The following is a 25,204-nucleotide window of genomic DNA, read 5'->3' as shown; positions in this document are numbered from 1 at the left end:
CGGCTTTTAAAATCTGCCGATGCACCCCAGGTTTCCACAGTTATTCATCTTTGCTATTGTATGTATAGCACTTACTCCAGTTTCGACGTGGGCCTGTGCCGATTTTTATCAAAAACTTCCGAATGTTTCCAAAACCCTGTGCCAGGACGCCGAGCTCAAGCCCAGCGGCGCCCGCAGTGTGCAGGGGCGCGCCATTCTGGTGCGTGACGTGGTGCCGCCGCAGGCCCGTCGGCGGGTGCTGGTGGTGGCGGCCATGCACGGCGACGAGTTGTCGTCCGCCGCGGTGGCGCTGCACTGGCTGAAAATGGCGCAGGCCTCGCCCGAACAGATCCACTGGCGGTTTGTGCCGGTGCTCAACCCCGATGGCCTGCTGCGCAAGCCGGCCTGGCGCATGAACGCCAACGGGGTGGACCTGAACCGCAACTTCCCCACCCCCAACTGGCAGCGTGAAACCAGGGTGTACTGGGAACAGCGCACCCGTAAGGACCCGCGCCGCTGGCCTGGGCGCACCCCCTTGAGTGAACCCGAGGCCAAGTACCTTTATGACGAGATGGTCGCGTTCAAGCCGCAGGTGATCGTCAGCATCCACGCGCCCTATGGCGTGCTGGACTTTGACGGCCCGGTGATGCCGCCCACCCGGCTGGGACGGCTGTACCTGGACCAGGTGGGCGTGTTCCCCGGCTCGCTGGGCAACTACAGCGGGGTGCAGCGCGGCCTGCCGGTGGTCACGGTTGAACTGCCCAGCGCGCTGCGCACCCCCACTGACGCCGACATGCGCAAGATGTGGGGCGACCTGCACGCCTGGATGGAGCGCACGCTGAAATCCGGCGACAACACGCCGGACCAGCCACCGGCGCCTGGCACGGCCCGGGCGCAAGTCGCGCTGCAGCCGCGCGATCAGGTCCCGATGGCGCGCACGGGTAATCCCTGAGTGATATTTTCATTTGCCCAAATATAATTGCCCCGCTGTTCTTTTTTAGCGATCAGAACTGCTAGCGAGAGTTCGGAGCCCTGCGGGGCTCCTTTTTTTTGGGGGGCTTGCACTATGATGGTGCCAATTCCTGATTTGCGCTTGCCTATGCTTCTCAATGACTCTGCCAGCAGCACCGCCTCGGCCCAATCCGCACAGGTGCTGCGCCGCTTTCGCGTGGTGTTCAACGCGGTGCGCGGCCACTTCAAACAGGTCGAAAAGCAGGTGGGTCTGGGCGGCGCCCAGGTCTGGGCTCTGAGCCTGATCCGGGATGAGCCCGGCATTGGCCTGGGGGAGCTGGCCCGGCGCATGGACGTGCACCAGTCCACCGCCAGCAACCTGATCAAGGTGCTGCTGCAAAAAAACCTGGTGCGGCTGGACAAGTCACCCACCGATAAACGGCACGTCCAGCTTGATGTCCTGCCCGAGGCGCTGGCCCTGCTGGCCAGGGTGCCCGGGCCTTTTGAAGGGGTGCTGCCAGTGGCGCTGGACCGCTTGCCCGCAGCCACGCTGCAACAGCTTGACCAGAACCTGGCCGAACTCATCACCCTGCTGCAGGCCGACGAGTCGGCAGAAAGCATTCCCCTGTCCACCTTGTGAGCCTGGCCCGGCACCACGGCGGGCGGCGGCGCCCGTATTAACCGCCCAACAACTCCCAGCGCTCCAGCGCCAGCAGCAGTTCGTCTTCAATCTCGGCGCTACGCGCCGCCAGCTTCAGGGCGCGGGCGTTGTCGATGGCGTACAGGCTGCCGTCGGCCAGCTGGGCGTTGGCATCGGCCTGTTCGGCTTCGAGCCGGGCAATCAGATCGGGCAGACTGTCGAGTTCACGCTGCTCCTTGAAACTGAGCTTGCGCACCCTGGCCGGCGTGGCGGCGGCGCTGGCCGCAGCAGGCGCGGCTTCAGGCGCCACGTCTTGCTCTGTTTTTGAGAGCTGTTCACGTCCATTCTTTGCGGGCTTAGGCCCATTTTGGTCTTTGTTTTTGGCCAGTTCACCGGCGCGCCGGCTCTGCGTCAGCCAGTCGGTCACCCCACCCTCGTACTCGCGCCAGCACGCATCCCCCTCATAAGCAATGGTGCTGGTGACCACGTTGTCCAGGAAGGTGCGGTCGTGGCTGACCAGGAACACCGTGCCGTCGTAGTTTTGCAGCAGGTCTTCCAGCAGCTCCAGCGTGTCGATGTCCAGATCGTTGGTCGGCTCGTCGAGCACCAGCACATTGGCGGGCCGGGCAAACAGGCGCGCCAGCAGCAGGCGGTTGCGCTCGCCGCCGCTCAAGGAGCGCACCGGCGAATTGGCGCGCGCCGGTGAGAACAGGAAGTCGCCCAGGTAACTCTTGACGTGTTTGCGTTGGTTGCCGATCTCGATCCACTCGGAGCCGGGGCTGATGAAGTCTTCCAGCGTGGCGTCCAGGTCCAGCGCGTTGCGCATCTGGTCGAAATAGGCCACCGTCACGTTGGCGCCCAGGCGCACCGTGCCCCAGGGGCTGTGGCCCGGCTCGGGCGCCGGGGCATTGGCCGGGGCCGGGTCGGGCTGCAGCTCACCCAGGATGAGCTTGAGCAGCGTGGTCTTGCCCGCGCCATTGGGGCCGAGCAGGCCGATCTTGTCGCCGCGCAGCACGGTGGTGGAAAAGTCGCGAACAATCACTTTGTCACCAAAAGACTTGCTGACGTGCACCATCTCCGAGACCAGCTTGCCGCTGGCGGCGCCGGTGGCAATGTCCATGTTGACGCTGCCCACGGTGTCGCGCCGGGCCTGGCGCCGGGCGCGCAGCTCCTGCAGGCGCACGATGCGGGCGGTGGCGCGGGTGCGCCGGGCTTCCACGCCCTTGCGGATCCAGACCTCTTCCTGGGCCAGCAGCTTGTCGGCCTTGGCGTTGATCACGGCCTCTTGCGCCAGCTGTTCTTCCTTTTGCACCAGGTAGGCGGCAAAGTTGCCGGGGTAACTGCTGAGTTTGCCGCGATCGAGCTCAACGATGCGGGTGGCCACGTTGTCCAGGAACGAGCGGTCATGGGTGATGGTGATGATGGCGCCCTTAAACGCCACCAGCAGGCCTTCGAGCCACTCGATGCTGTCCAGGTCCAGGTGGTTGGTGGGTTCGTCCAGCAGCAACACGTCGGGCGCGGCCACCAGGGCCTGCGCCAGCGCCACCCGCTTTTTGTTGCCGCCCGAGAGCGTGCTGACAATGGCGTCCGGCGCCAGATGCAGGCGCTGCAGGGTCTCGGCCACCCGCTGCTCCCAGTTCCAGCCGTCCAGCGCCTCGATCTCGCTTTGCATCGCATCGAGGTCGCCATGGCCCTGCGAATAGTCGTCGATCAGCGCGCGCACCCGCGCCAGCCCGTCGCTGACGGCGTCGAAGATGGTGGCATCCGCGTCGAGTTGCGGCTCTTGTGCCACATAAGCGATGCGGGTGTTGCTCTGCACCTGCAATGTGCCGTCGTCAGGTTTTTCCAGACCACCAAGGATTTTGAGCAGGCTGGACTTGCCCGCGCCGTTGCGGCCGATCAGGCCCACGCGCTCGGCGGTTTCGAGTGAAAAATCAGCGTGGTCGAGCAGGGGAACATGCCCAAATGCCAGCTGGGCGTCAAGAAGTGTGATGATTGCCATGTTGGGGCGGGATTATCCGGGAAGCCGGGCCAGGCCCGGCGGCGGGGTCGCTGGCCCTGGCCGGAACTGCTAAGCTTTCTGCCCATGAGCGCCCCCCATCTGCCCCAAATCCGCCGGTACCAGGACTGGCTGCGCGACCAGCGCCAGCGCCACTTTGAGAATTACGACGCGCTGTGGCGCTGGTCGGTCACCGAGCTGGACGCGTTCTGGCAAAGCATTTGGGACTATTTCGAGTTGCAGTCACCCACGGCGCACAGCGCCGTGCTGGCCGACCGCCACATGCCCGGCGCCCGCTGGTTTCCCGGCGCGCAGTTCAACTATGCGCACCAGGTGTTGCGGCATGTGGAAGCTGCTCATGCCGCCGGCCAGCCGGCGCTGCTCAGCCACAACGAAAAAAGCCTGGACCAAGGCCCGGCGCGCGAGTTGAGCTGGCCCGAGCTGCGCCGCCAGGTGGCGTCGCTGGCGCTGCACCTGCAGGCCCAGGGTGTGCAGCCGGGCGACCGGGTGGCGGCCTACCTGCCCAACGTGCCCGAAACCGTCGTGGCTTTTCTGGCGGTGGTGAGCATCGGCGGCGTCTGGAGCCTGTGCGCCCCCGACATGGGCAGCCACGCGGTGCTGGACCGCTTTCGCCAGATTGAGCCCAAGGTGCTGATCGCCTGTGATGGCGTCAGCTACGGCGGGCGCGACATCGACCGCAGCGCGGTGGTGGCGGAGATCCGCGCGGCCCTGCCCTCGGTGCGCCACGTGGTGGTTCATGCCTGCCTAGGAACTTCAGATTTGATAGCGCATGATGCTTTGTTGACGTGGGCTACCAGCCGAAATGATGCCCAAACCGCAGCATTTGAACCGCTCTGGCTGCCGTTTGATCATCCGCTGTGGATCGTCTACTCCAGCGGCACCACCGGCCTGCCCAAGCCGATCGTGCACGGCCATGGCGGCACGGTGCTGGTGGCGCTGGCGCTCAAGACCCTGCACAACGACATTGGCTGCAGTTACGAGGCCAACAGCCTGGGTGAACGCTTTCACTGGTACAGCTCCACCGGCTGGGTGATGTGGAACGTGCAGGTCAGCGGCCTGCTGGGCGGCACCACCTGCTGCCTGTTTGACGGCAGCCCCGGCGGCGGCCAGGCGCAGCCGGACTGGCGCACGCTGTGGCGTTTTGGCGCCAGCACCGGCGTGAGTTTCTTTGGCGCCGGTGCGGCGTTTTATGCCAACTGCCTCAAGGCCGGGTTGGACCTGTCAAGCTGCGGTGACCTCTCCCGCGTGCGGGCGCTGGGCAGCACCGGCTCGCCGCTGGCCCCCGAGGTGCAGGCCTGGGGCACGGCACAGTTTCAGCGCCTGTTTGGGCGGGACATCTGGTGGTGCAACATCTCGGGCGGCACCGATTTCGCCGGCGCCTTCATCGGCGGCCACCGCGAGCTGGCGCAGGTGCCCGGTGAGATGCAGTGCCGCCTGCTGGGTTGTGCCGTGCAAGCCTGGAACGAGCAGGGCCAGCCGGTGATCGACGAGGTTGGTGAGCTGGTGTGCACCCAGCCGATTCCCTCAATGCCGCTGTACTTCTGGGGCGACCGCGGCAACAGCCGTTACCTGTCGAGCTACTTTGACATGTACCCAGGCGTGTGGCGCCACGGCGACTGGCTGAAGATCACCGCCACGGGCGGCTGCATCATCTACGGCCGCTCGGACGCCACCATCAACCGGCACGGCCTGCGCATGGGCACCAGCGAACTCTACAGCGCCGTGGAGGCGCTGCCCGAGGTGCTGGACACCCTGGTGGTGGACCTGGAGTACCTGGGCCGCGAAAGTTACATGCCGCTGTTTGTGGTGTTGCGCCCCGGCCTGGCGCTGGACGAGGCGCTCAAGGCCCGGATCAACCAGGCCATCCGCACCGCGCTGTCGCCGCGTTTTGTCCCCAATGACATCTTCCAGGTGGCCGAGGTGCCGCGCACCCTGTCAGGCAAAAAGCAGGAGCTGCCGATCAAGAAGCTGTTGTTGGGCCAGCCGATCGACAAGGTGGTCAACCGCGACGCCATGGCCAACCCCGGCTGCCTGGACTGGTATCTGGATTTTGCCCGAAAATGCTACAAATAAGATAGCTACATAGGCAATCAATACGCGGGCTAGAGACTGATTTTTGTTCAACCAGGCTCATTTCTGCCGGGCGCACATTTCCTTGGCCTGGTTCATGTAATAAGCGCCCTGGAACGAGCCGCAAGTTCGGGTGGAGGATTGTTTTGTCTCGGGATCAAAACTGTGCTCGCGGCACTCCTCGTAACCCCAGCAGTAGTCACCCCCCGGAACATATTTGAAGGGTTCGACCAGGTAGATTTCGGTCCCCTTGCAGCGTTCCTTGTTGGTGCACCATTTGTCATAACTGCGCCGCTGCTCTTGCGTGCGTTCACCCGTCAGGTAGCGGTTGAGACACTCGCACAGCGCCTGTTTTTCAGCGATATTGGCTTGGGGTGCGGCCGGCTTCGGATCAGGTTTTTTCCCGGGTGTGGACGGCTGAGGTGTTGGCGCCGGAGTTGACGGTTTGGCCGGGATCTGCTTTTTCAGGTCATCGGACATCGTCTGCAGCGCAGACAGAAAGTCGGCGACGTCGGGCTTCTTCTCCTCGGCAACAACCTCGACCACGGTGCGCGCCTCTGCCAGCTTGACCAAGCGGCCCTGCTCCACCATGAAAGCCTCAGCAAGATACTGGTAGCTTCCGGGTGTGCGCTCAGCCCGGTTCACGGCTGGCGCGTAGCCGTTGAGCAGGCGCTGCCCGTTGCCGATGTTGCCCCAGGCGATCTGCACCGGCAAGCGCTCCACCTGGCTTTGCTCGATCACACCAATGAGCTGGAATGACTGCCCGACCTTGACCGTGCGGGGTGCGTCGATCCGCAGGGCGACCCGTGCGGTATCGTCGACCACACTGAAGGGCAGGGTCGCGGTGGATGGGTATTTCTTCCTGTAGCCCTGCAGGATCGCATGCTGTGTGATGTCGTCGCTCAGCAGCGTCGCCACCACACTCGTCTCGACGGCCAGGCGGGCAAGGTGTTCCCCCGCTGTCCGGAAGATGGCTGTGTGATGCACGGGTGCATATTGCCTGGGCTGCGGCCTCCCGTCCACCGAGAACTCATACACCGCCGAAGCGAAGATCACGTCCCCCTTTTTGCCACCTTCCAGCGCGGCCAGAATGGTGTTCATCTTTTTCAGCAGGTCCTGCATCTTCCCCGGGTCCTGGGTCGTGACAGCATTGATCGTGACCGTCGCGACCTTTCCCTGCTGGGTTGGCTCCCTCAACGGGACGGGATCACCGTAGGGCTGGATCGTGATGACGGCTTTGTCTCGCGCCGCCAATTTGTCGAATTCGAGGAACAACTGGTTGAAAGCACTGATCTGCGCCAGCCGCTTTTCTTGCCACATCGTCACCAGCGTAGCGTGACACTTTTGATAGAGCGAATTCCTGATAGTGGCGTCTTCAACCCAGACATTGTTTTCAAACCTCAAAGAGGCCTGGTGGGCCTGGCTCCAGACAAAGTTGTTCAGCCTTGACCGGCCGTCGGCGGTGTCAGGAAAGAGCGACGCCATCTGGTCGATGCTCATGCCCTTGTTCAGCGCCTCCCGGCCCTTGACGGAGTGGATGCCCGTGGCCAGATTTTCACAGTCCTGAAAGGCGGTGACGACGCCGTAGGCGCCCTGGCGCGCGGCCTGCAGCGTGGCATCGGCCAGCTCCATGCCAAGACCTGCCAACGGCCCGGCCAGCCAACCCAGCTCTTTGGCATAGGCATTGAGCACCGCCGCATTGAAGTCGGGCCCGGTCATGGCCGAAATGTCCTTCGCGCTGGCGTAGTAGCCATAGAGCTGCCAGGCCCGAAACAGCTGCCCCACCGGCACCTTGTCGGCGTACTTCCAGAACAGCTTGCCCGATCTGGACAACGTCCCGCCCTCGCTCGCCAGCACACTGCGCATGACATGGCGTGTCCTGACGTTGGACTCATTCGCCAGCGACAGCAACAGACCCGCCTCTTGCCTGGCCCGGGCCACGGCGGCACGAATCGCCTGCGGGTCGGTGACTTTGCCACTCACGATGTCGTCCAGGTAATCGACTCTGCCGCCCAGCCGCTCCAGACTTCTGGCCTTGTTGATCGAGGTCCGCAAACGCTCGGCTTGCTTGGCCGCCTTGTCGACGTTGCCCTCCCCGAGTTGTTCGAGCACCTTCTCGGCCCATTGCCCGGCCTTGTTCACCTCGCCAGCAGTGGTATAGGCCTCCACGCCTTCGACCAGATGGGTGAGGTCGGTCCCGCCGGTCATCACGCGGTCCGGATATTTCGGGTCCATAAAAAAGAGCTTGCCGGACTTTTCCTCGTAGTAGTGGGTGTAGGTTTTGCTGCCCTTGCCCCAGAGTCCTTCCACCGGCTCACCGCCGAGATTGGGTTGGGTGCCGATCCGGTCGAACAGTTTCCTGGCGTCCTGCGCACTTTCAACCGTCTCCATGACCTGGCTGGGCGGGTACACGTTGGTGCTTTTGAGCAGTTTCCCGATGTCTGCTTCACTGAGGCGTTTGGCCTGCCCGCTGGCGACGATGTTCTCCTTGAGCTTTTCCTGGAAGTCCTTCCACTTCCTGGCCTGGGCCGCCTGGCTGGTCTCCCCTGTCAGAACCACCCTCATGTCGTGGTCAGAGGTTCTGCCGGTCAGTGGTCCCTTGTAATTCTTCCCGGAGGTCCAGGAGCCGACACCGATGACCTCAACACCGGTTTCTTTCACGGTCTGCTTGACGGCAAAATTCATCAGATCCAGCGCCTGTTGATCACGGGGTTCGAGGCCGAACGCTGGCTGGCCCAGTAGAAGAGCCAGCAAGGGCAGCCGCGTCAAGGCATGCAAAAACCGCGTTCTCATGCGCACGTTCTTTCTTTCAGAAAGCAAGGTAGCAAGCCTCTTTGTATGCCACGTGGACGCGACTGACTGCGTTGGGCATCCACCCCACATGGGGCAGGCATGCCTGCACAATCCATTTCAAAGAGAACCTGCTACGCCTTCATTACGCGCCAGTTGCCCACCCTGGTCAAGGCCTATTCAACAGAGTCTTGATCTTCGACAAGTGCCCTAGAGGCTGGTGAAAAACCCGATCCCGACCAGTGTCAGCAAGATCAGACCGGCCACAATCAGGACGAAACCAAGCACCGTTGCAGCCTGGACCATGGCGGGTGATGGGGCGTCCACCAGATGTTGTTCCAGCTCTCCTGAGTCCAACAAACGCTGATATTGCAGTGGGTGTTCATGCCGCAGTTCTTCCAGCGTCACTGTGCCCGTGAACATCACCCGATCCAGCGGAAACTTGTCGGGGCGGAAGTGGTTGTTGAAGAAATGCACGGTGAACAGAAATACCACGGCCAGGAACGCTTCTTCGCTATGGAAGATCGCCGCGACATTAAAAACCCAGCCAGGTAAATATTGCGCCGCAATGTGTGGGAACCACATCATGATGCCACTGACACCGATGATGGTGACACCCCAGAACGGTGCCCAGTAGTCAAACTTTTCCCAGTAGGTCCAGCGGTCAAACACTGGCCGTGGCCCCTTGCCAAAGAACCACTTGAACATCGCCAGGATATCCTTGAGGTCCTGCAAACCAGGCACCATGGAGTTCGGGCCGAAAATCTTGAAGTTTCTCCAGTCACGTCCGATTCTGACCAGCATATAAACGAGGTGCCAGAAAAACACCCCCGCAAAAATGGTCGCCGCCACGCGGTGGATCAACCCGGCCGTGGATGGTCCGTTGAGCAGACTCATCAAGGGCTGGGCCCATGGTGACTGCGGGTAGAACAGTGGAATACCGGTCAGCGTGAGTGTCATCAGGCTCAGTGCAAACAGCAGGTGAGCAATGCGCCAGGTGCGACTGAAACGCCGGAAATGCTTGCCCTGGTGGGGGACGGGAGCGTCGGCCAGGCCTTCCAAGTTCACATGGCGCTGCGATTGGCGCCGCTGACGCTCCTTGTATTCACGATAGAACCACAACAGCGTATGTAGCCAGAAGAACCCGAAGGTGCCCACCAACAGACTGATCATCACCTTGCTGGCCATCCAGATTTCTGGGTCGGTTGCAAAGTTGTTGCTGGTGCCGTGCGGGCTGAAGCTGACAAAGCCGGCGGTTGCCAAAGGGACTTTCTTCTTGCCGCTGTGACACTCCTGGCACGACTCCAGACGGTTATTGAGGTGCATCTTCGACGCGGAATTCGAAGACGGCTCAATGTCGTGACTGCTATGGCAGTCAAAACATTTGGCGGTGTGGGCGTAGCCCAGAGTGGTGATCTTTCCGTGGTAAGTGGCCCTGTAGGACACATAGGCCTCGTCATGGCAGCTCCCGCAATTCGCCGTAATGGCCAGCTTGACCTTATCTGATGCCGTTTTCCTGACGTTGTGCGACGTGTGGCAATCAGCACAATCAGCGGCTTTCGGGTTGTGTTTCTGCTTGATTTCCCGGCCATGAACCGACTTGGACCAGTCGTCCAGCTGGTTTTCATGGCATTTGCCACACAGGTCCGAGATTCCCAGGTGCCAGTCGGTGCGCTCGGCCGTGCCGGGCGGTGGCACATTGAAGCTGTGAACGTTGTGGCAGTCGTTGCAGGATGCGTTTTGTTTGGTGGGGTCATCGGCATTCGGCCGGGCGTGGTAGGACGTCTGGTAGGTTTCGATGCTTTTGCCCACGGCCTGCATCCAGCGGCGTTCACCAGCCACCTTTTCCTTGACCGAGGCATCATTGAGCTTCAGGTGGCACTGCACACAGTCAGGCCGCTTTTCTCCAAGGGTCTTCTTGTGCTTGGCGGTGCTGTCATTGATCTCCAGATGGCAGGTGACACACTCCATGTCGGCATGCACACTCTTGGCAAACCCGGCTGGCTCGACTGCCAGCAATGCACGTTTTTCGCCGTCCGGGCCCGCCACTTCCAGTTGGCCTTTCTGTCCATCGTGACAGGACAGGCAGCTGGCATTGCCCAGCCCGGTGGGGGATGGCGCGTCAGCGGCAGCAGCGCCACCCGGCAGGCTGGTCCAAAAGAAAAACGCCGCAGCCATGAACCATACTTTCAGCCTGCTGCTACTCATGTTTTTTCACTCCAGCCCCGTCAGGTTTTTCGGCTCGGACAACGGGGTGTTGACCTGTTTCTGGGGGGCGACTACCGTGACGATCTGCCGCTGACCGTCACCATCGCACCGATCAAATCGGCATCCGGATCACTGCGACAGGATCCACTGCGCCAGATTTTTCAGCTTGGCCGGGTCCTTGGTCTTGATGATGTAGTGCTCTTCTTCGTTGCCGTCCGCGTCCTTGACGGTTGGCCCCGTGGTGATGTTCTTGATGATCTTCTCTTCGCCGTCGGTCTTGCCTTTGTATTTGGCCGCGATCTTCTTCAGGGATGGTGCCGTCTTGGTTTTGGCGATTTCATGGCATTTGCCGCACTTGTTGGTCTTCATCAGCTCCTGGGCCTGTACGGCATCCACAGCCGCATGGGCAAAGCCTGACCCCGCCATGGCGAGAAACAGGGAACTGGTGAGTAATAGGGAGATTCTCTTGTTCATGAACGACTCCTTGATGAATACCAGCACCATGTCTGCTGGCAGGACAAACGGATAGAAGTTAAGGACGCTCCTTCAAGGTCTGGATATGCGCCAGGATGTCGTTGATCACCTTGGGGTCCAGCTCCCTCAAGGCCGGCATGGTGTCGTCGGGATGGCCATTGAGCATGTTGTGCAGGCTGTGCCAGGGGTCGGTCCGCGACACCCGGCCAGTGTGGCGTTTGGCCACGAAGTGGCCTTCCAGCCCGTGGCAGCCCGCGCACATGCTGCGATAGTGCGCTGCACCCTGGCTGGCATCACCACGCGCCAGGCCGGTGCGGGGGTCGATCACCGTGTCCATGTCGATCTGGCCTTGGCTGACAAAGTTCGCCAGGTCCTGCAGGTCCCGGTATTTCAGGACCGCGCCATAGAGGTGGCTGCGGCTGCGCAAGACCGCCATGATGCGTTCCGGGTCAGCGCCCGCCATGGCGCGAAGGCCCTTGATGCCGGTGGCATGCTCACCCTTGGCGTACTGACCCTGGTTGCCTTTGTAGTCCCAGCCATGGCACTCCTTGCAACGCCAGGTTTCGCTGGCAGTGTTGGCGTAATAGGCCTTGGGTGGATAGGCTGGATGCGGCAAGGCCTGACGCTGGCCAGCGATGTGGGTCTGCCAGTCGTCATACAGCCGGCCGCCATTGGCAATCGAGGCTGCCAGATTGAAGCTGGGCAAGGTCTGCAAATAGGCCAGCATCCTGACAACGGTATCCTCCCCCAGCGTCCTGAGGGCCGGCATGTTGCCGCCCGGGTGTCCATTGAGCGCCACGTGCAGGACCTCGAACGGGCGTTGCCGGGCCGAATCACCCAGCGGGGCAATCTGGCGCAGGCGGTCGCCATCCAGGCCATGGCAGACCGAACAGACGGTGGCAAAAACCTTGTTCGCTGATGCCTGGGCGGGTTTCACGCGCCGGGCCGCTTCGACCAGCCGCTGCATGTCGGTCTGGCCACTGGCAATGAAGTTGGCCAGATCAAGACGGTCGCCGTCATCGAGCAATTCTTCATACCCGTGGTTGGCGTCCTTCAGCACCGCCACCAGGGCCGCAGGGTCCGCCTTTTGCCGGCCACGGACACCGCTGACGCCGTTGTTGCCCTGGTAATCCCAGCCATGGCAGGCCACACAGCGCCAAGTGTCGGGGGCATCGACGCGGACCTGTTGGGTCTTGAAGACCGGATTCGGATGGTTCGGCGGGCGGGCCTTGAGTTCGACACTCCAGTTGTCATAAAGACGGCCGCCACGCACCACCGACGCCGGATCCACGGCGTTGGCCGACGTGCCAATGAGACTGACCAGCCCCAACACCCAAGTGGCCAATGTTGTCCGTTTCATGTCCTCTCCTTCTGGAATAAGCCATCCACTGCGGCTCATTCTAGGAGGGTGCTTCTTGTTTGCCAGAAAAAATTAAGCTTTTTAACCTTTTGATCTGGCCATTTGTTGCGCCATATCAAACTTTATGACGCCATCGGGTCAGCCGCCTTGGCGAGCACTGGCGGTAAACGGTGCCTGATACAGCCACAGCGGCCGGCCATCCGGGCAGAACAGTTGCGCCTGGGGCTGCAGCGCGGTGGCGGCAAATTCCAGGCTCACCAGCCAGGCGCCGGCTTTGAGTTCGGCGCCGGCCTTGGCGGCGGCGCGGGCCATGCTCTCGGGACGCTGGAACAGGTAGACCATGTCATAGCTGGACCAGTCGGCACGCCAGATGTCGCCCTGGCGCACCCGCGCCCAGGGGCAGCGCAACGCGCACAGGCCGCGCAGCGGCCAGCTCCACTCCAGCCCGTCGAGTTGCGCAGCCGGGTAGGCGCGGCGCAGCGCCTGGAGGCCATGCCCCAGGCCACAACCGGCGTCCAGAATGTGCGCCCCGGCCGGCAGCGGCGCCTGTGTCGCCAGCGCCTGCAAGGCGCCCGGCGGCGTCGGGAACAAGGGTGCGTCGCGCCAGGCGTTGAGCGGGTAGACCAGCAACAGCAGCAACAAGGGCAGCAACCAGGCCCAGGCCGGCACGGCGGCGGCGCCGGACAAGGCCAGTGACAGCGGAAAACCCAGCGCAATCAGGCCCCGGCGCCACCAGCTGCTGCCCAGCACGCTGGCCAGCGCCCCCAGCACACACGCCAGTGCCAGCGCCCACAGCCCACCCGTGCCGACACGCAGCAAGGCCGCATAAGCCAGCCAGGAACCGGCCCAGGCCAGCACGGCGGGCAGGGGCCAGCGCAGGCGAGCCGCCATTGGCATCAGGGTCAGCGGCTGGCCGCGCGCTGAAGTTTCTCGATCAGGCCGTTGAGCTCGTCGAGCGAGCCAAACTGGATGCTGATCTCGCCCATTTCTTCCATCCGCCCGGCGCGTTTGACTCGTTTTTTGACACGCACCTCCACCTGGGCCATCAGCAGGTCCGACAGCTCTTCTTCCACCCGCTTGAGGTCGCGCGACTTCTCTTTCTTGGGTTTGGTCGCCACCAGCGAGAACTCGGCGCCGAGTTTCTTCACCAGGCTTTCCGCCTCACGCACCGACAGTTTCCTGGCGGCGATCTGGTTGGCAGCGGTGATCTGCGTGGCCCGGTCCAGGCTGAGCAAGGCACGAGCGTGGCCCATGTCCACATCACCGGCCATCAGCATGGTTTGCACCGGCTCGGCCAGATTCAAGAGGCGCAGCAGGTTGCTGGCGGCACTGCGCGAGCGCCCGACGGCCTGGGCGGCGGTTTCGTGCGTCAGGCCAAATTCCTTGATCAGGCGTTGCAAGCCTTGGGCTTCTTCGAGCGGGTTGAGGTCTTCGCGCTGGATGTTCTCGATCAGCGCCATGGCAGCGGCGGCCTCGTTGGGCACGTCACGCACCAGCACGGGCACGCTGTCCAGGCCAGCCAGCTTGGCGGCGCGGAAACGCCGCTCACCGGCAATGATTTCGTACAGCGGGCGCACCGCGCCACCGCCACCGCCCTCGGGCGACTGCTGGCGGCGCTTGAGTTCGGCATCGGCATCACTCAGGCGGCGTACCAGGATCGGCTGCATGATGCCCTGCACCTTGATGGATTCGGCCAGCTCATAAAGCGCACCTTCGTCCATGCGGGTGCGCGGCTGGTAAACGCCGGCCACCATGTCACTGAGCAGCAGCGTGGAGGGCTGGCCGCTGTTGGCGCCGCCGTCAGGGCCGCCGTCGGGCGATGTGGTTTCATCCACGGTCGGGCCCAGCAGGGCTTCCAGGCCGCGACCCAGGCCTTTGAGTTTTTTGGTCACCATGTTTGTCTTTCGTTAGATCGAAGTCAGGGCTTGCAACAGGGTCTGCCCCTGCGGCCAGTCGCCCAGGCCGGAATCAGCATTGATGTGGCCCATCGCCCCCAGGGTCACCAAGCCGGCCCCCCAGGCGCTGGCAAAACCGCAGGCGCGCTCAAAGCTGCAATACGGGTCGTTGGTGCTGGCCACCAGGGTGCTGGGAAACGGCAGCGCCTGCATCACGGCTGGCGCCCAGCTCGTCAGCACCGGGCGCAATTCGTCGCGCTCGGGGTCACCGGGCGCCACCAGCAGCGCCGCCTTGACCCGCCGGGTGTTGCTGGAGTGTGCCGCCCACGCCGCCACCAGCTGGCAGCCCAGGCTGTGGGCCACCAGCACCACCGGCTGGTCGGCCGACAGCACCACGTCTTCCAGACGGGCAATCCAGTCGCCACGCAGGGGCCGCATCCAGTCGTGCTGCTCGACCCGCTGGTAGCCAAACCGGGTCTGCCACAGGCTTTGCCAGTGTTGTGGACCGGAGTTTTGCCAGCCCGGCAGGATGAGAATGTGATCAGGATTCATTACTATGATTTTTGTAGCAAAAACTGCTTGTTTTATCCGGGCTAGAGGCCAATTTGACTACATGGTCTGGCTACGTTCCACCATCTCTTTGGCAAACGTCACAAACGCCTGGGCGCCCTTGCTGGCCGGGTCAAACACCACCCCCGGCACCCCATAACTGGGGGCTTCGGCCAGTCGCACATTGCGCGGAATCACGGTTTCAAAGACCTTGTCACCAAAACGGGCCTTGAGTTGTTCACTCACCTGCTGCTGCAGAGTGATGCGCGGGTCATACATGACACGCAGCAGCCCGATGATGGCCAGGTCCTTGTTCAGGTTGGCGTGCACCTGCTTGATGGTGTTGACCAGATCGGCCAGGCCTTCGAGCGCGAAGTATTCACACTGCATCGGCACAATCACGCCATGGGCGCAGCACAGACCGTTGAGCGTCAGCATCGACAGACTGGGCGGACAGTCGATCAGGATGAAGTCGTAGTCGGCATCCACGTCGGCCAGCGCGGTTTTCAGGCGTTTTTCACGCCGCTCCAGGCTGACCATTTCGACCTCGGCGCCGGCCAGTTCGCGGTTGGCACCCAGGATGTCGTAACCACAGCCTGCCTCGACCAAGCGGCTGCTCTGGGCGCGGGCCTCACGCACCGAGGCGGATTCCAGCAACACGTCATAAACGCTGAGTTCCAGCTTGCGTTTGTCCACGCCCGAACCCATGGTGGCATTGCCCTGCGGGTCCAGGTCCACCATCAGCACACGCTGCCCGACCTTGGCTAGGCCAGCGGCCAGATTGACCGTGGAGGTGGTTTTGCCAACCCCTCCCTTTTGATTCGCAATGCAGAAAATCTTGGCCATGGGAACCTAACTCAAAATGGAGAAACCAGACACCACCCAACGTTTCACGTGAAACACCAGCACCCCGCGCCTAGCGCGACAACGCCAGCTTGAAACCGAAGCCGATCAGGAACAAACCCGCGACCTTTTCCAGCACCCGGGCAATGGCCGGGTTGGCCCGCACCCGCGCCGCCAGAAAATGCGTCAGCAGCACCGCCGTCAAGCCGTACAGAAAAGTCAGCACAGCAATGGTGACCGCCATGAAGGCATAAGTCGTCAAGCCCTGCTGGCGCACCGGGTCCACAAACAGCGGGAAAAACGCCATGTAAAACAGGATGGCCTTCGGGTTCAGCAAGGTGATCATCAGCGCCTGCTTCAGGTAATGATGGGGATGGATCTGCAGCACCGGCTTGGCGCCAGGTTTGGCCAGCAGCATCTGTCCACCCAGCCAGGCCAGGTAGCCGGCACCCAGCCATTGCACCGCGTTGAAGACATTTGGGTAAGCACTCAGCAAGGCGGCCACACCGGCAATGGCCGACCACATCAGCACCTGGTCACCGACAATCACGCCGAAGGTGGCGGCCAGTCCGCCCCGGATGCCCCCCTTGCTGGTGGAGGTGATCAGGGCCAGATTGCCTGGGCCCGGGATGAGCAGGAACACGATGATGGTGACAACAAAAGTACCGTAGTCGGTGACGCCAAGCATGGGAAAGAGTCCTGGAAATTGGCCCGAGAGGTCGCCGGGCGCAGGGGTGGAGTTTACGTTACTGCGGGTGGGGGCAACGGCGTTGGCAGGGATGGAGGCCGGGGCGGAAAGGGCCAGGGGGAAGATAAAGCCGGCTGGACAATCAGAAAATTCAACCTGAGCTGCGCATCCACACAATGCAGCGCTCTGCCTCCAGGCCAGGAACATCCAGTTGTTCCACGTGAAACACCTCGACACTGGATGGCAATGCGGTGATTTCGTCGGCGGGGTGTTTGCCCTTCATCGCCATCCAGATGCCCTGCTCTGCCAGCGCCGCCGCCGACCAACTGGTGAAGTCCGCCAGAGAGGCGAATGCCCGGCTGCTGATCACCTGGTACTTGTCCGTCAGGCTTTCCACCCGGGCATGCAGGCCACGCAGATTGGGCAACTTCAGTGTCACCGCCACCTGCTGGATGAACGCGGCTTTCTTGGCCACGGTGTCCACGCAGTGCACCGTGATCTGCGGGCAGCAGATGGCCATCACCACGCCGGGCAGTCCGGCGCCGGAGCCAACGTCGAGCAAACGCAGCGACCCAGCGGCGGGCAGCTGCGCCAACTGCCGCTGCAGTGGCAGGATCACCGCCAGGCTGTCGAGCAGATGGTGGGTCAACATCTCAGCCGGGTCGCGCACCGCCGTCAGGTTGTAGACCTTGGTCCATTTCTGGATCAGCGCCAGATATGCCAGCAGCTGGGCGACCTGGGCGTCCGACAGCGCCAGGTCCAGTTCAGCAAGCCCCTGGCGCAGCATGGGTTCCAGGTTTGACATCAGGCCTCCGTGTCCAGCTGAGCTGGGTTGGCCGCGCGGTGGACATCACGCTCCTCGCCGGAGGTCACAAAACCCCGGAACTTGGATTTTTTCAAGTGGATGGTCAGCAAGGAAATCGTCGCCGGTGTGATGCCGGAAATACGCGAAGCCTGCCCCAGGGTTTCCGGCTTGTGGCGGTTGAGCTTTTGTCGTGCCTCCATACTCAGGGCCGACACCTGCATGTAATCCAGGTCCTGCGGCAACTTGAGGTTTTCATAATGGGCGGCGCGCAGCACATCGTCCTTCTGCCGGTCAATGTAGCCCGAGTATTTGGCGGCAATCTCCACCTGCTCAATCACCGTGGCGGCCTGGACAGCGGTGTCTGCTGTTTCACGTGAAACAGTCACTGGCAAATCAGGGGCAGCGTACTTGCCACCGTCCAGTGACATCAGTGCGGCATAACTCACACCGGGGCGGCGCAACAAATCGGCCAGGTTGTATTCATGCTCCAGCGCCTTGCCCAGCACCCGTTGCGCCTCGGCGGCTTCCAGGTTTTTCGGGCTGACCCAGATTGAGCGCAGGCGTTCTGTTTCACGTGAAACAGCATCACGCTTGCGGCAAAAGGCATCCCAGCGGGCATCGTCCACCAAACCGAGTTTGCGGCCGGTTTCGGTCAAGCGGGCGTCGGCATTGTCTTCACGCAACTGCAGGCGGAACTCGGCCCGGCTGGTGAACATGCGGTAGGGTTCGGTCACGCCTTTGGTGATCAGGTCGTCCACCAACACCCCCAGGTAGGCTTCATCCCGCGCCGGCACCCAGGTGTCCTGGCTCCAGCTGTGGCGGGCACCGGCCTGCAGGGCGGCGTTGATGCCGGCAAACAGGCCTTGTGCCGCCGCCTCTTCATAACCCGTGGTGCCGTTGATCTGGCCAGCGAAGAACAACCCGGAGATCACCCGGGTTTCAAAGCTGCTCTTGAGTTGTTGCGGGTCGAAATAGTCGTATTCGATGGCGTAGCCGGGGCGCAGGATGTGGGCGTTTTCCAGCCCCTTCATGGAGCGCACCAAGGCGTACTGGATGTCAAACGGCAGGCTGGTGCTGATGCCGTTGGGGTAGTACTCGTGGGTGGTCAGGCCTTCGGGTTCGAGAAAAATCTGGTGGCTTTCCTTGTCGGCAAAGCGGTTGATCTTGTCTTCCACACTCGGGCAATAACGCGGTCCCACGCCTTCGATCTTGCCGGTGAACATCGGGCTGCGGTCAAAGCCGCTGCGGATGATGTCATGGGTGCGTTCGTTGGTATGGGTTACCCAGCACGGCATTTGCTGCGGGTGCATGTCGGGCCGCCCCATGAAGCTGAACACCGGCATGCTCGGGCTCATGCCGCCGGGCATGCCATCCCCGGGCTGTTCGGTGCATTGGCTGAAGTCGATCGAGCGGCCGTCCAGCCGCGGTGGTGTGCCGGTCTTCAGGCGGCCCTGCGGCAGTTTGAGTTCCTTGAGTCGGGCCGACAAACTGACGGCCGGCGGATCGCCCGCCCGGCCACCGGCATAGTTGTTCAGGCCAACATGGATCTTGCCGTCCAGAAAGGTCCCGGCGGTGAGCACCACGGTGCTGGCGCGGAACTGGATACCGACCTGGGTCACGGCCCCCACCACCCGGTCACCCTCCACCATCAGGTCATCGACCGCCTGCTGGAACAGCCACAAGTTGGGCTGGTTTTCCAGCCGATGGCGAATGGCGGCCTTGTACAGAATGCGGTCGGCTTGGGCCCGGGTGGCGCGCACCGCCGGGCCCTTGCTGGAGTTGAGAATGCGAAACTGGATGCCCGCTTCGTCAGTCGCCAGCCCCATGGCGCCGCCCAGCGCGTCCACCTCCTTGACCAAGTGGCCCTTGCCGATGCCGCCGATCGAGGGGTTGCAGCTCATCTGACCGAGCGTCTCGATGTTGTGCGACAGCAGCAGCGTCTTGCAGCCCATGCGGGCAGCGGCCAGCGCCGCCTCGGTACCGGCATGACCGCCGCCGACGACGATCACGTCAAAATGTTGGGGATAAAGCATGGTGGTCCATCAAAGTGAGCGAATCAGGGGGGAAAGCGCTCGCCCGGCGCCGGTGACTCAAGGGGTGCGATTTTACCGAAAGGCCCCCAAACCCTGGCGGCGCCAGCCCAAGACCGGGGTTTGTGCCAGCGCCCAAACCGGTGCATCCCGGGCACAATGGATGCTGTTTGTTTCTGCTCCATTCACCTTGTAACAGGACACCTTTATGGCTTCCGGAAAAATCCTTGTCGCCCAGGGCGGCGGCCCCACTGCCGTGATCAACCAGTCGCTCGTCGGCGTGGCGCTTGAGGCGCGGCGTTTCAGCCAGATCGGCCACATCTACGGCGCCCATCACGGCGTGCGCGGCATCGTCGACGAAGACTTTGTCGATCTGACGCAGGAAACCAGCCACAACCTGGAACAGGTTGCCAACACCCCCTCGTCGGCCCTGGGCTCCACCCGCGACAAACCCGATGCCGCTTACTGCCATGAGATTTTCAAGGTGTTGCAGGCGCACCAGATCGGGCATTTTTTCTACATCGGCGGCAACGATTCGAGCGACACCGTGCGCATCGTCAGCCAGGAAGCCCGTGCGGCCAACTATGACCTGCGCTGCATTCACATCCCGAAGACCATCGACAACGATCTGGTCGGCAACGACCACACGCCCGGTTTTCCGTCGGCCGCCCGGTTCGTGGCGCAAGCCTTTGCCGGGGCCAACCTGGACAACGCCGCCCTGCCCGGCGTCTACGTCGGGGTGGTGATGGGGCGCCATGCCGGTTTTCTGACGGCGGCCTCGGCGCTGGGCAAGAAGTTCCCCGACGATGGTCCGCACCTGATTTACCTGCCGGAACGCACCTTTGTGCTGGAGCAGTTTCTGGCCGACGTCAAGGCCACCTACGCGCGGTATGGCCGCTGCGTGATTGCCGTGTCCGAAGGCATCCACGATGCCTCCGGCACGCCGATTGCCGCGCTGCTGGCCAAGGAGCTGGAGCACGATGCCCATGGCAATGTGCAGCTCTCGGGCAATGGTGCGCTGGCGGACCTGCTGTGTGAAGAGATCAAGGCCAAGCTCAAGATCAAGCGGGTGCGTGGTGACACCTTTGGTTACCTGCAGCGCTCATTCATCGGCTGCGTCTCGGACGTGGACCAGCGCGAAGCCCGCGAGGTCGGCGAAAAAGCCGTGCAATTTGCCATGTGGGGCCAGCACAATGGCTCGGTGGCCATCAAGCGCACCGGTTTTTATTCGGTGGACTACGAACTGCTGCCCCTGGAAGCGGTGGCCGGCAAGACCCGGGTCATGGAAGATGAGTTCATCAGCGCCAGCGGCACCGACGTCACCGATGCCTTTCGCCTGTACCTGCGCCCGCTGCTGGGTTCGGGCATGCCGGATGCCTTCCGCCTGCGGCACAACCCCGTAGCCAAGGTTTTAAATCGTTAAATAGAGGTCTAGCCCGCACAGAATATACTCTACTAGCTATATATTTAATAGCAAATTTGGCCATTGCAAATCCCGTGAAGCTGACCAGCTGTCGCGACCATCAGGTTATCGCCTGGTCCGCCAGCAACATGCCGGGAAGCACGGTAGCATTCGGCCTTTTTGCGGCCCACACCGGTCAAACAACCTGTCTCACCTGGAGAATTCATGAAACTGTTTTACTCACCCGGCGCCTGTTCCCTGTCCCCCCACATTGCCCTGCATGAGGCGGGACTGACGTTCGAAGCCGTTGCCGCCCCCACCAAGACCCACAAGCTGGCCGACGGAACGGACTACTACACCATCAACCCGCTGGGTTATGTGCCGCTGCTGGTGCTCGACGATGGCCGGCAACTGCGCGAGGGCCCGGCCATCGTGCAATACATTGCGGACCAGGCGCCGGCCAAACAGCTCGCCCCTGCCAACGGCAGCTATGAACGTTACAAGCTGCAGGAGTGGCTCAACTTCATCGGCACCGAACTGCACAAGGGGTTTTCACCGCTGTTCACCCCTGGCATGCCCGAAGAAGCCAAAAACCTGGCCAAAACACGCCTGGAAGGCCGCTTGAAATGGGTCGATGGCGAACTGGCCGGCAAAACCTACCTGATGGGCGACACCTTCACCGTGGCCGACATTTACCTGTTTGTCGTCTCGAACTGGAGCAAACATGTGGGCGTGGACATCAGCGGCCTGAGCCATCTGGGCGCGTTTATCACGCGGGTCAGTGCACGTCCGGCAGTGCAAGCGGCCTTGCGCGCAGAAGGCTTACTAAAATAACTGGCGCTTGATGAGTGGCTGTTGTGTCTGATCTGATGCCATCGGGTCAAGCCGACGCCACTTTGCTACGCTTCTGTTGTCCACCTTTCGCCAGCACAACGGGTTTTCCCGGTTGATGCAGGTCCGCATCAAGGCTTGTTCATGACTTTTGAGAAATCCGGTGTTATCCAGCGAGAGAACTCCCTGGCGGCCGTCGCGCCACTCAACAGAGCGCCGGTCATCGTTCCGGATTACCTGGAAAAGACGTACTGGTGGGCCTACACCCACCCCAATGCCGTGCGCGTGTTTGAGCGGCAATGGCTGGTGAACCTGATCCTGTGGGGCAATTTCTCGCGCCTGCGCGACCTGGCGCTGGACGAACTGGGTGACGCCGTCAACGGCCAACTGCTGCAGGTGGCCTGCGTGTACGGCAACTTCACCGAATACCTGTTGCGCCGCCTGGGGCCGCAAGGCCACCTGAATGTGATTGATGTAGCGCCGGTGCAGATCAGCAACCTGCATGACAAGCTCGGTGACAAGCGCCAGGTCAGCATCACCCAGCAGGATGCCACACACCTGCAGTTTGACGACGCCAGCCACGACGCGGTGATGGTGTTCTTCCTGCTGCACGAGATGCCCGCTGATGTGCGGCGCAAGACCATTGCCGAGGCCTTGCGGGTCACCAAACCCGGCGGCAAGGTGGTGTTTGTCGACTACCACCGTCCGGTGGCCAGCAGCCCGTTTCGTTACATCATGGTGCCGATCCTCACCACGCTGGAGCCCTTTGCCATGGACTTGTGGAACGGCAACATCGCCGACTGGCTGCCCGAAGGCTGCAGTTATACCGATATCAGCAAACAGACCTATTTTGGCGGCCTGTACCAAAAGGTTGTGATCACCTGTTAAGACCGTCTTAAGACGGGCACACCGGGCACGCCATAAGATAATCGGCTTTCCGACAACGCCACGCCCGCCCCCTTTTGAACACCACCACCACACTGACTTTTTCCAAGCTGGGCTGCACCCGGGGTGGACGGCAGCTTTTCAAAAATGTCGATTGCACCCTGACCGCAGGCCACTGGCTGTATGTCGCCGGGGCCAATGGTGTCGGCAAGACCAGCCTGCTGCGCATGGTGTGTGGCCTGGCCTCCATCGAATCCGGCGACATCCTCTGGAACGGCATCCCCATTCACAAACAGCCTGACAGTTACCGCCGGGACTTGTGTTACCTCGGGCACCTGAATGCACTGCAAGAATCCATGACGGTCCAGGAAAACCTGAGTTTCACCACGGCGCTGTCGGGTCAGGCCATCGACACCGCCCAGCTGCAGGACATCCTGGCCCGCTTTGGGCTGCGTGGCCGCGGCGGCCAGCTGGTGCGGCATTTGTCACAGGGCCAGAAACGGCGTGTGGCCTTGTCGCGATTGGCCCTCAGCCCGGCACGCCTGTGGGTGCTGGACGAACCTTACGTGGCCATGGACGAGGCGGGTGTGCAGATGTTGGCTGAGCTGATTGCCAGCCATCTGCAAAACAATGGCCTGGCCGTGGTCACCAGCCACCAGCGTGTGCCAATTGGTGACTTTGCGGCCCAGCTGCTGGAGTTGCAAGCCTCATGAACCACGTCCTGAAAACCATCGGCCTGGGCCAGGTCATGCTGGCCGTGATGAAGCGGGAAATTGCCCTGGGCCTGCGGCAAAAAGGCGAAGTGTTGACGCCCCTGGTTTTTTTCATGGTGATCGCCAGCCTGTTCCCGCTCGGTGTGGGCGCCGAGCCCAGGCTGCTGCTGCGCATGGCCCCGGGGGTGTTGTGGGTCAGCGCCCTGCTGGCGGCCATGTTGTCGCTGCAACGCATGTTTGCCACCGACCACGCGGATGGTTCCCTGGAACAAATGGCGCTGTCTCCGACACCACTGGGCCTGCTGGTGCTGGCCAAGGCCCTGGCGCACTTTCTGCTGTCGGGACTGCCGCTGGTGTTGATGGCCCCGGTACTGGGATTGCAATTCGGACTGGACAGCCGTGCCCTGGGCATCCTGATGCTGTCACTGTTGCTGGGCACACCGACACTGAGCCTGATCGGCAGCATCGGCGCGGCCCTGACCTTGGGCGTACGCGGTGCAGGGGTTTTGCTGTCGCTTTTGATCCTGCCGCTTTATATTCCGGTGCTGATCTTTGGCGCCGGTGCCGTTGAAGCCGATGCCGCCGGGTTGGGCATTGGCGGACACCTGTCATTGTTATCAGCCTTGCTGGTACTCTCCTTGTTCTTTTCGCCTATGGCCACCGCCGCTGCCCTGAGGATTTCCCTGGAATGAAAACACGTGTGATTCACTGGTTCAAGTTTGCCTCGCCACAGAACTTTTATGGTCTGGCGGGCCGGATGTGGCCATGGTTTGCCGCGCTGGCCACCGTGCTGACCCTGGTCGGACTGTGGATATCCTTCTTTGTTGCTCCGGTGGATGCCCAGCAGGGCCAGGGTTATCGCATCATTTTTGTCCATGTCCCGGCCTCGCAGATGTCGATGTTCATCTACCTGGTGATGGCGGCCTGGGCGGGTATCGGGCTGGCTTTCAACACCCGCCTGTCGGGCATGATGGCCTCGGCACTGGCACCGACCGGTGCGCTGTTTGCCTTTTTGTCACTGGTCACCGGCGCCCTGTGGGGCAAACCCATGTGGGGCGCCTGGTGGGTCTGGGATGCACGCCTGACCTCGGAGCTGATCCTGCTGTTTCTATACCTGGGTTTCCTGGCCCTGCAGTCCAGCATAGACGATCCGCGCCGTGCCGACAAAGCCTGTGCCGTGCTGGCGCTGGTTGGGGCGGTGAATGTGCCCATCATTTATTTCTCGGTCAAATGGTGGAACACCCTGCACCAGGGTGCCTCGGTGTCCATGAAAGGGGCCTCCATGGCCACCCCCATGCTGATGGGCATGTTGATCATGGTGCTGGCTTTCTGGATGTATGCCATCGCCATCGCACTACTGCGGGTGCGCAACATCATTCTTGATCGTGAACGTCATACCGAATGGGTGAAACATGCAGTGGCATAGCGTCGCAGAGTTTTTGGACATGGGCGGTTACGCCTTTTACGTCTGGGGAAGTTTTGGCATCACTGCGCTGGTGATGATCATCGAGGTGTGGCAGCTGCGCGCCCAACATCGCGCCATTTTGCGAAACCTTTCCAACGAAACCGGGTCAGACAGCGACCCTAACCATTCCTGACCATGAAACCACGTCATAAACGCGCCGCCCTCATTGCTGGCGGCCTGGCAGCCATTGCGCTGGCCGCCTATTTTGTCCTCAATGCGTTCCAGAGCAGTCTGGTGTTTTTCTTCACCCCGAGTCAGGTGGCCTCTGGCGAGGCGCCCAGAAACCGGCCATTTCGTATCGGTGGCATGGTGAAAACCGGCTCGGTCCAGCGTGACAACCTGACCGTGTCCTTTGTGGTGACCGACACTGTCAAGGAAGTGCCGGTCACCTACACCGGCATCCTGCCGGATCTGTTCCGCGAAGGCAAAGGGGTCGTGGCTCAGGGCCAACTCAATGAGGGCGGGAAATTCACCGCCTCGGAAGTATTGGCCAAACATGATGAAAACTACATGCCACCTGAGGCACAACACGCGATGGACCGGGCTCAGATCGAAAAATCAGCCAAAACCCTCAAGTAGCTTGTTCACGCCCTGAAACTTACCCAG

General features: G+C 62.0%; 23 protein-coding genes. 11 read left to right on the top strand and 12 right to left on the bottom strand.

The window, feature by feature from the left end; translation table 11 throughout:
* The first annotated feature begins 19 nt into the window (after window positions 1–19).
* Both PHW99_RS01320 and PHW99_RS01315 read left to right on the top strand, forming a co-directional pair.
* The gene (locus tag PHW99_RS01320) at window positions 20–931 is read left to right on the top strand and encodes a M14 family zinc carboxypeptidase (protein ID WP_300172963.1); all 912 of its coding nucleotides are present in this window, start codon (window positions 20–22) and stop codon (window positions 929–931) included.
* A 147-nt stretch (window positions 932–1,078) separates the two neighbouring features.
* On the top strand, window positions 1,079–1,570 hold the full coding sequence (locus PHW99_RS01315; RefSeq protein WP_300172960.1) for a MarR family winged helix-turn-helix transcriptional regulator: 492 nt from the start codon (window positions 1,079–1,081) through the stop codon (window positions 1,568–1,570).
* Between the two features lie 37 nt (window positions 1,571–1,607).
* Here the strand turns inward: PHW99_RS01315 and PHW99_RS01310 are convergent, their stop codons facing one another.
* On the bottom strand, window positions 1,608–3,572 hold the full coding sequence (locus PHW99_RS01310) for an ATP-binding cassette domain-containing protein (RefSeq protein WP_300172958.1): 1,965 nt from the start codon (window positions 3,570–3,572) through the stop codon (window positions 1,608–1,610).
* An 84-nt stretch (window positions 3,573–3,656) separates the two neighbouring features.
* Here PHW99_RS01310 and PHW99_RS01305 point away from each other — a divergent pair, with 84 nt between their 5' ends.
* Window positions 3,657–5,663, top strand: a complete 2,007-nt coding sequence (locus tag PHW99_RS01305) for an acetoacetate--CoA ligase (protein WP_300172956.1) — start codon at window positions 3,657–3,659, stop codon at window positions 5,661–5,663.
* A gap of 57 nt (window positions 5,664–5,720) precedes the next feature.
* Here the strand turns inward: PHW99_RS01305 and PHW99_RS01300 are convergent, their stop codons facing one another.
* The 11 genes from PHW99_RS01300 to mnmG form a co-directional block, all read right to left on the bottom strand.
* Complete coding sequence (locus PHW99_RS01300) at window positions 5,721–8,453, bottom strand: hypothetical protein (protein ID WP_300172954.1); 2,733 nt, start codon at window positions 8,451–8,453, stop codon at window positions 5,721–5,723.
* Between the two features lie 207 nt (window positions 8,454–8,660).
* Entirely contained in the window at window positions 8,661–10,658 is a 1,998-nt protein-coding gene (locus tag PHW99_RS01295; RefSeq protein ID WP_300172952.1) for a cytochrome C, read from the bottom strand.
* Between the two features lie 129 nt (window positions 10,659–10,787).
* A complete protein-coding gene (locus PHW99_RS01290) occupies window positions 10,788–11,132 on the bottom strand; it encodes a c-type cytochrome (RefSeq protein ID WP_300172950.1) in 345 nt (114 codons plus the stop codon).
* 58 nt (window positions 11,133–11,190) lie between these two features.
* Window positions 11,191–12,492 (bottom strand): c-type cytochrome, encoded by a 1,302-nt coding sequence (locus tag PHW99_RS01285; protein WP_300172948.1) that lies wholly within the window; start codon window positions 12,490–12,492, stop codon window positions 11,191–11,193.
* Between the two features lie 138 nt (window positions 12,493–12,630).
* Complete coding sequence (locus PHW99_RS01280) at window positions 12,631–13,383, bottom strand: class I SAM-dependent methyltransferase (RefSeq protein WP_300173057.1); 753 nt, start codon at window positions 13,381–13,383, stop codon at window positions 12,631–12,633.
* Window positions 13,384–13,394: 11 nt separating this feature from the next.
* The gene (locus PHW99_RS01275) at window positions 13,395–14,387 is read right to left on the bottom strand and encodes a ParB/RepB/Spo0J family partition protein (RefSeq protein WP_300172946.1); all 993 of its coding nucleotides are present in this window, start codon (window positions 14,385–14,387) and stop codon (window positions 13,395–13,397) included.
* Between the two features lie 12 nt (window positions 14,388–14,399).
* Entirely contained in the window at window positions 14,400–14,939 is a 540-nt protein-coding gene (locus PHW99_RS01270) for an alpha/beta fold hydrolase (protein WP_300172944.1), read from the bottom strand.
* Window positions 14,940–14,996: 57 nt separating this feature from the next.
* On the bottom strand, window positions 14,997–15,782 hold the full coding sequence (locus PHW99_RS01265) for a ParA family protein (RefSeq protein ID WP_300172942.1): 786 nt from the start codon (window positions 15,780–15,782) through the stop codon (window positions 14,997–14,999).
* A 70-nt stretch (window positions 15,783–15,852) separates the two neighbouring features.
* On the bottom strand, window positions 15,853–16,467 hold the full coding sequence (locus PHW99_RS01260; RefSeq protein WP_300172940.1) for a LysE family transporter: 615 nt from the start codon (window positions 16,465–16,467) through the stop codon (window positions 15,853–15,855).
* Window positions 16,468–16,618: 151 nt separating this feature from the next.
* Entirely contained in the window at window positions 16,619–17,272 is a 654-nt protein-coding gene (rsmG, locus tag PHW99_RS01255; RefSeq protein ID WP_300172938.1) for a 16S rRNA (guanine(527)-N(7))-methyltransferase RsmG, read from the bottom strand.
* Window positions 17,272–19,305, bottom strand: a complete 2,034-nt coding sequence (mnmG, locus tag PHW99_RS01250) for a tRNA uridine-5-carboxymethylaminomethyl(34) synthesis enzyme MnmG (RefSeq protein ID WP_300172936.1) — start codon at window positions 19,303–19,305, stop codon at window positions 17,272–17,274. Before mnmG ends, rsmG begins: the two co-directional genes overlap by 1 nt.
* A 205-nt stretch (window positions 19,306–19,510) precedes the next feature.
* Here mnmG and PHW99_RS01245 point away from each other — a divergent pair, with 205 nt between their 5' ends.
* From PHW99_RS01245 to ccmE, 8 genes are all read left to right on the top strand, one after another.
* The gene (locus PHW99_RS01245) at window positions 19,511–20,725 is read left to right on the top strand and encodes a 6-phosphofructokinase (RefSeq protein ID WP_300172934.1); all 1,215 of its coding nucleotides are present in this window, start codon (window positions 19,511–19,513) and stop codon (window positions 20,723–20,725) included.
* Between the two features lie 204 nt (window positions 20,726–20,929).
* Window positions 20,930–21,538 carry a glutathione transferase GstA gene (gstA, locus tag PHW99_RS01240; RefSeq protein ID WP_300172932.1) on the top strand — a complete coding sequence of 203 codons (609 nt, stop codon included), beginning with the start codon at window positions 20,930–20,932 and terminating at the stop codon, window positions 21,536–21,538.
* Window positions 21,539–21,679: 141 nt separating this feature from the next.
* Window positions 21,680–22,423 carry a rhodoquinone biosynthesis methyltransferase RquA gene (gene rquA / locus PHW99_RS01235; RefSeq protein ID WP_300172930.1) on the top strand — a complete coding sequence of 248 codons (744 nt, stop codon included), beginning with the start codon at window positions 21,680–21,682 and terminating at the stop codon, window positions 22,421–22,423.
* Window positions 22,424–22,497: 74 nt separating this feature from the next.
* Complete coding sequence (ccmA, locus tag PHW99_RS01230) at window positions 22,498–23,133, top strand: cytochrome c biogenesis heme-transporting ATPase CcmA (protein WP_300172928.1); 636 nt, start codon at window positions 22,498–22,500, stop codon at window positions 23,131–23,133.
* Window positions 23,130–23,825, top strand: coding sequence for a heme exporter protein CcmB (gene ccmB / locus PHW99_RS01225; RefSeq protein WP_300172926.1), 696 nt, complete (start codon window positions 23,130–23,132; stop codon window positions 23,823–23,825). Before ccmA ends, ccmB begins: the two co-directional genes overlap by 4 nt.
* The gene (ccmC, locus tag PHW99_RS01220) at window positions 23,822–24,559 is read left to right on the top strand and encodes a heme ABC transporter permease CcmC (protein ID WP_300172924.1); all 738 of its coding nucleotides are present in this window, start codon (window positions 23,822–23,824) and stop codon (window positions 24,557–24,559) included. Before ccmB ends, ccmC begins: the two co-directional genes overlap by 4 nt.
* A 19-nt stretch (window positions 24,560–24,578) precedes the next feature.
* Window positions 24,579–24,731 carry a heme exporter protein CcmD gene (ccmD, locus tag PHW99_RS01215; RefSeq protein ID WP_300172922.1) on the top strand — a complete coding sequence of 51 codons (153 nt, stop codon included), beginning with the start codon at window positions 24,579–24,581 and terminating at the stop codon, window positions 24,729–24,731.
* Window positions 24,732–24,733: 2 nt separating this feature from the next.
* Entirely contained in the window at window positions 24,734–25,177 is a 444-nt protein-coding gene (ccmE, locus tag PHW99_RS01210; protein WP_300172920.1) for a cytochrome c maturation protein CcmE, read from the top strand.
* Window positions 25,178–25,204 lie beyond the last annotated feature (27 nt).

Source organism: Rhodoferax sp. (assembly GCF_028689305.1).
GTDB lineage: Bacteria > Pseudomonadota > Gammaproteobacteria > Burkholderiales > Burkholderiaceae_C > Rhodoferax.
Note: the sequence above shows the minus strand (reverse complement) of the source record. Positions and strands in the feature narration are given on the sequence as shown.

What these genes read in the sequence shown, in the direction of transcription:
- PHW99_RS01265 (WP_300172942.1), bottom strand. Translation starts at nt 15,782, where the DNA reads ATGGCCAAGATTTTCTGCATTGCGAATCAAAAGGGAGGGGTTGGCAAA.
- PHW99_RS01280 (WP_300173057.1), bottom strand. Translation starts at nt 13,383, where the DNA reads ATGGCGGCTCGCCTGCGCTGGCCCCTGCCCGCCGTGCTGGCCTGGGCC.
- gstA (WP_300172932.1), top strand. Translation starts at nt 20,930, where the DNA reads ATGAAACTGTTTTACTCACCCGGCGCCTGTTCCCTGTCCCCCCACATT.
- ccmE (WP_300172920.1), top strand. Translation starts at nt 24,734, where the DNA reads ATGAAACCACGTCATAAACGCGCCGCCCTCATTGCTGGCGGCCTGGCA.
- ccmD (WP_300172922.1), top strand. Translation starts at nt 24,579, where the DNA reads ATGGGCGGTTACGCCTTTTACGTCTGGGGAAGTTTTGGCATCACTGCG.
- PHW99_RS01305 (WP_300172956.1), top strand. Translation starts at nt 3,657, where the DNA reads ATGAGCGCCCCCCATCTGCCCCAAATCCGCCGGTACCAGGACTGGCTG.
- PHW99_RS01310 (WP_300172958.1), bottom strand. Translation starts at nt 3,572, where the DNA reads ATGGCAATCATCACACTTCTTGACGCCCAGCTGGCATTTGGGCATGTT.
- ccmB (WP_300172926.1), top strand. Translation starts at nt 23,130, where the DNA reads ATGAACCACGTCCTGAAAACCATCGGCCTGGGCCAGGTCATGCTGGCC.
- mnmG (WP_300172936.1), bottom strand. Translation starts at nt 19,305, where the DNA reads ATGCTTTATCCCCAACATTTTGACGTGATCGTCGTCGGCGGCGGTCAT.
- rquA (WP_300172930.1), top strand. Translation starts at nt 21,680, where the DNA reads ATGACTTTTGAGAAATCCGGTGTTATCCAGCGAGAGAACTCCCTGGCG.
- PHW99_RS01300 (WP_300172954.1), bottom strand. Translation starts at nt 8,453, where the DNA reads ATGAGAACGCGGTTTTTGCATGCCTTGACGCGGCTGCCCTTGCTGGCT.
- PHW99_RS01290 (WP_300172950.1), bottom strand. Translation starts at nt 11,132, where the DNA reads ATGAACAAGAGAATCTCCCTATTACTCACCAGTTCCCTGTTTCTCGCC.
- PHW99_RS01245 (WP_300172934.1), top strand. Translation starts at nt 19,511, where the DNA reads ATGGCTTCCGGAAAAATCCTTGTCGCCCAGGGCGGCGGCCCCACTGCC.
- PHW99_RS01295 (WP_300172952.1), bottom strand. Translation starts at nt 10,658, where the DNA reads ATGAGTAGCAGCAGGCTGAAAGTATGGTTCATGGCTGCGGCGTTTTTC.
- PHW99_RS01285 (WP_300172948.1), bottom strand. Translation starts at nt 12,492, where the DNA reads ATGAAACGGACAACATTGGCCACTTGGGTGTTGGGGCTGGTCAGTCTC.
- rsmG (WP_300172938.1), bottom strand. Translation starts at nt 17,272, where the DNA reads ATGTCAAACCTGGAACCCATGCTGCGCCAGGGGCTTGCTGAACTGGAC.
- PHW99_RS01315 (WP_300172960.1), top strand. Translation starts at nt 1,079, where the DNA reads ATGCTTCTCAATGACTCTGCCAGCAGCACCGCCTCGGCCCAATCCGCA.
- PHW99_RS01320 (WP_300172963.1), top strand. Translation starts at nt 20, where the DNA reads ATGCACCCCAGGTTTCCACAGTTATTCATCTTTGCTATTGTATGTATA.
- PHW99_RS01275 (WP_300172946.1), bottom strand. Translation starts at nt 14,387, where the DNA reads ATGGTGACCAAAAAACTCAAAGGCCTGGGTCGCGGCCTGGAAGCCCTG.
- ccmC (WP_300172924.1), top strand. Translation starts at nt 23,822, where the DNA reads ATGAAAACACGTGTGATTCACTGGTTCAAGTTTGCCTCGCCACAGAAC.
- PHW99_RS01260 (WP_300172940.1), bottom strand. Translation starts at nt 16,467, where the DNA reads ATGCTTGGCGTCACCGACTACGGTACTTTTGTTGTCACCATCATCGTG.
- PHW99_RS01270 (WP_300172944.1), bottom strand. Translation starts at nt 14,939, where the DNA reads ATGAATCCTGATCACATTCTCATCCTGCCGGGCTGGCAAAACTCCGGT.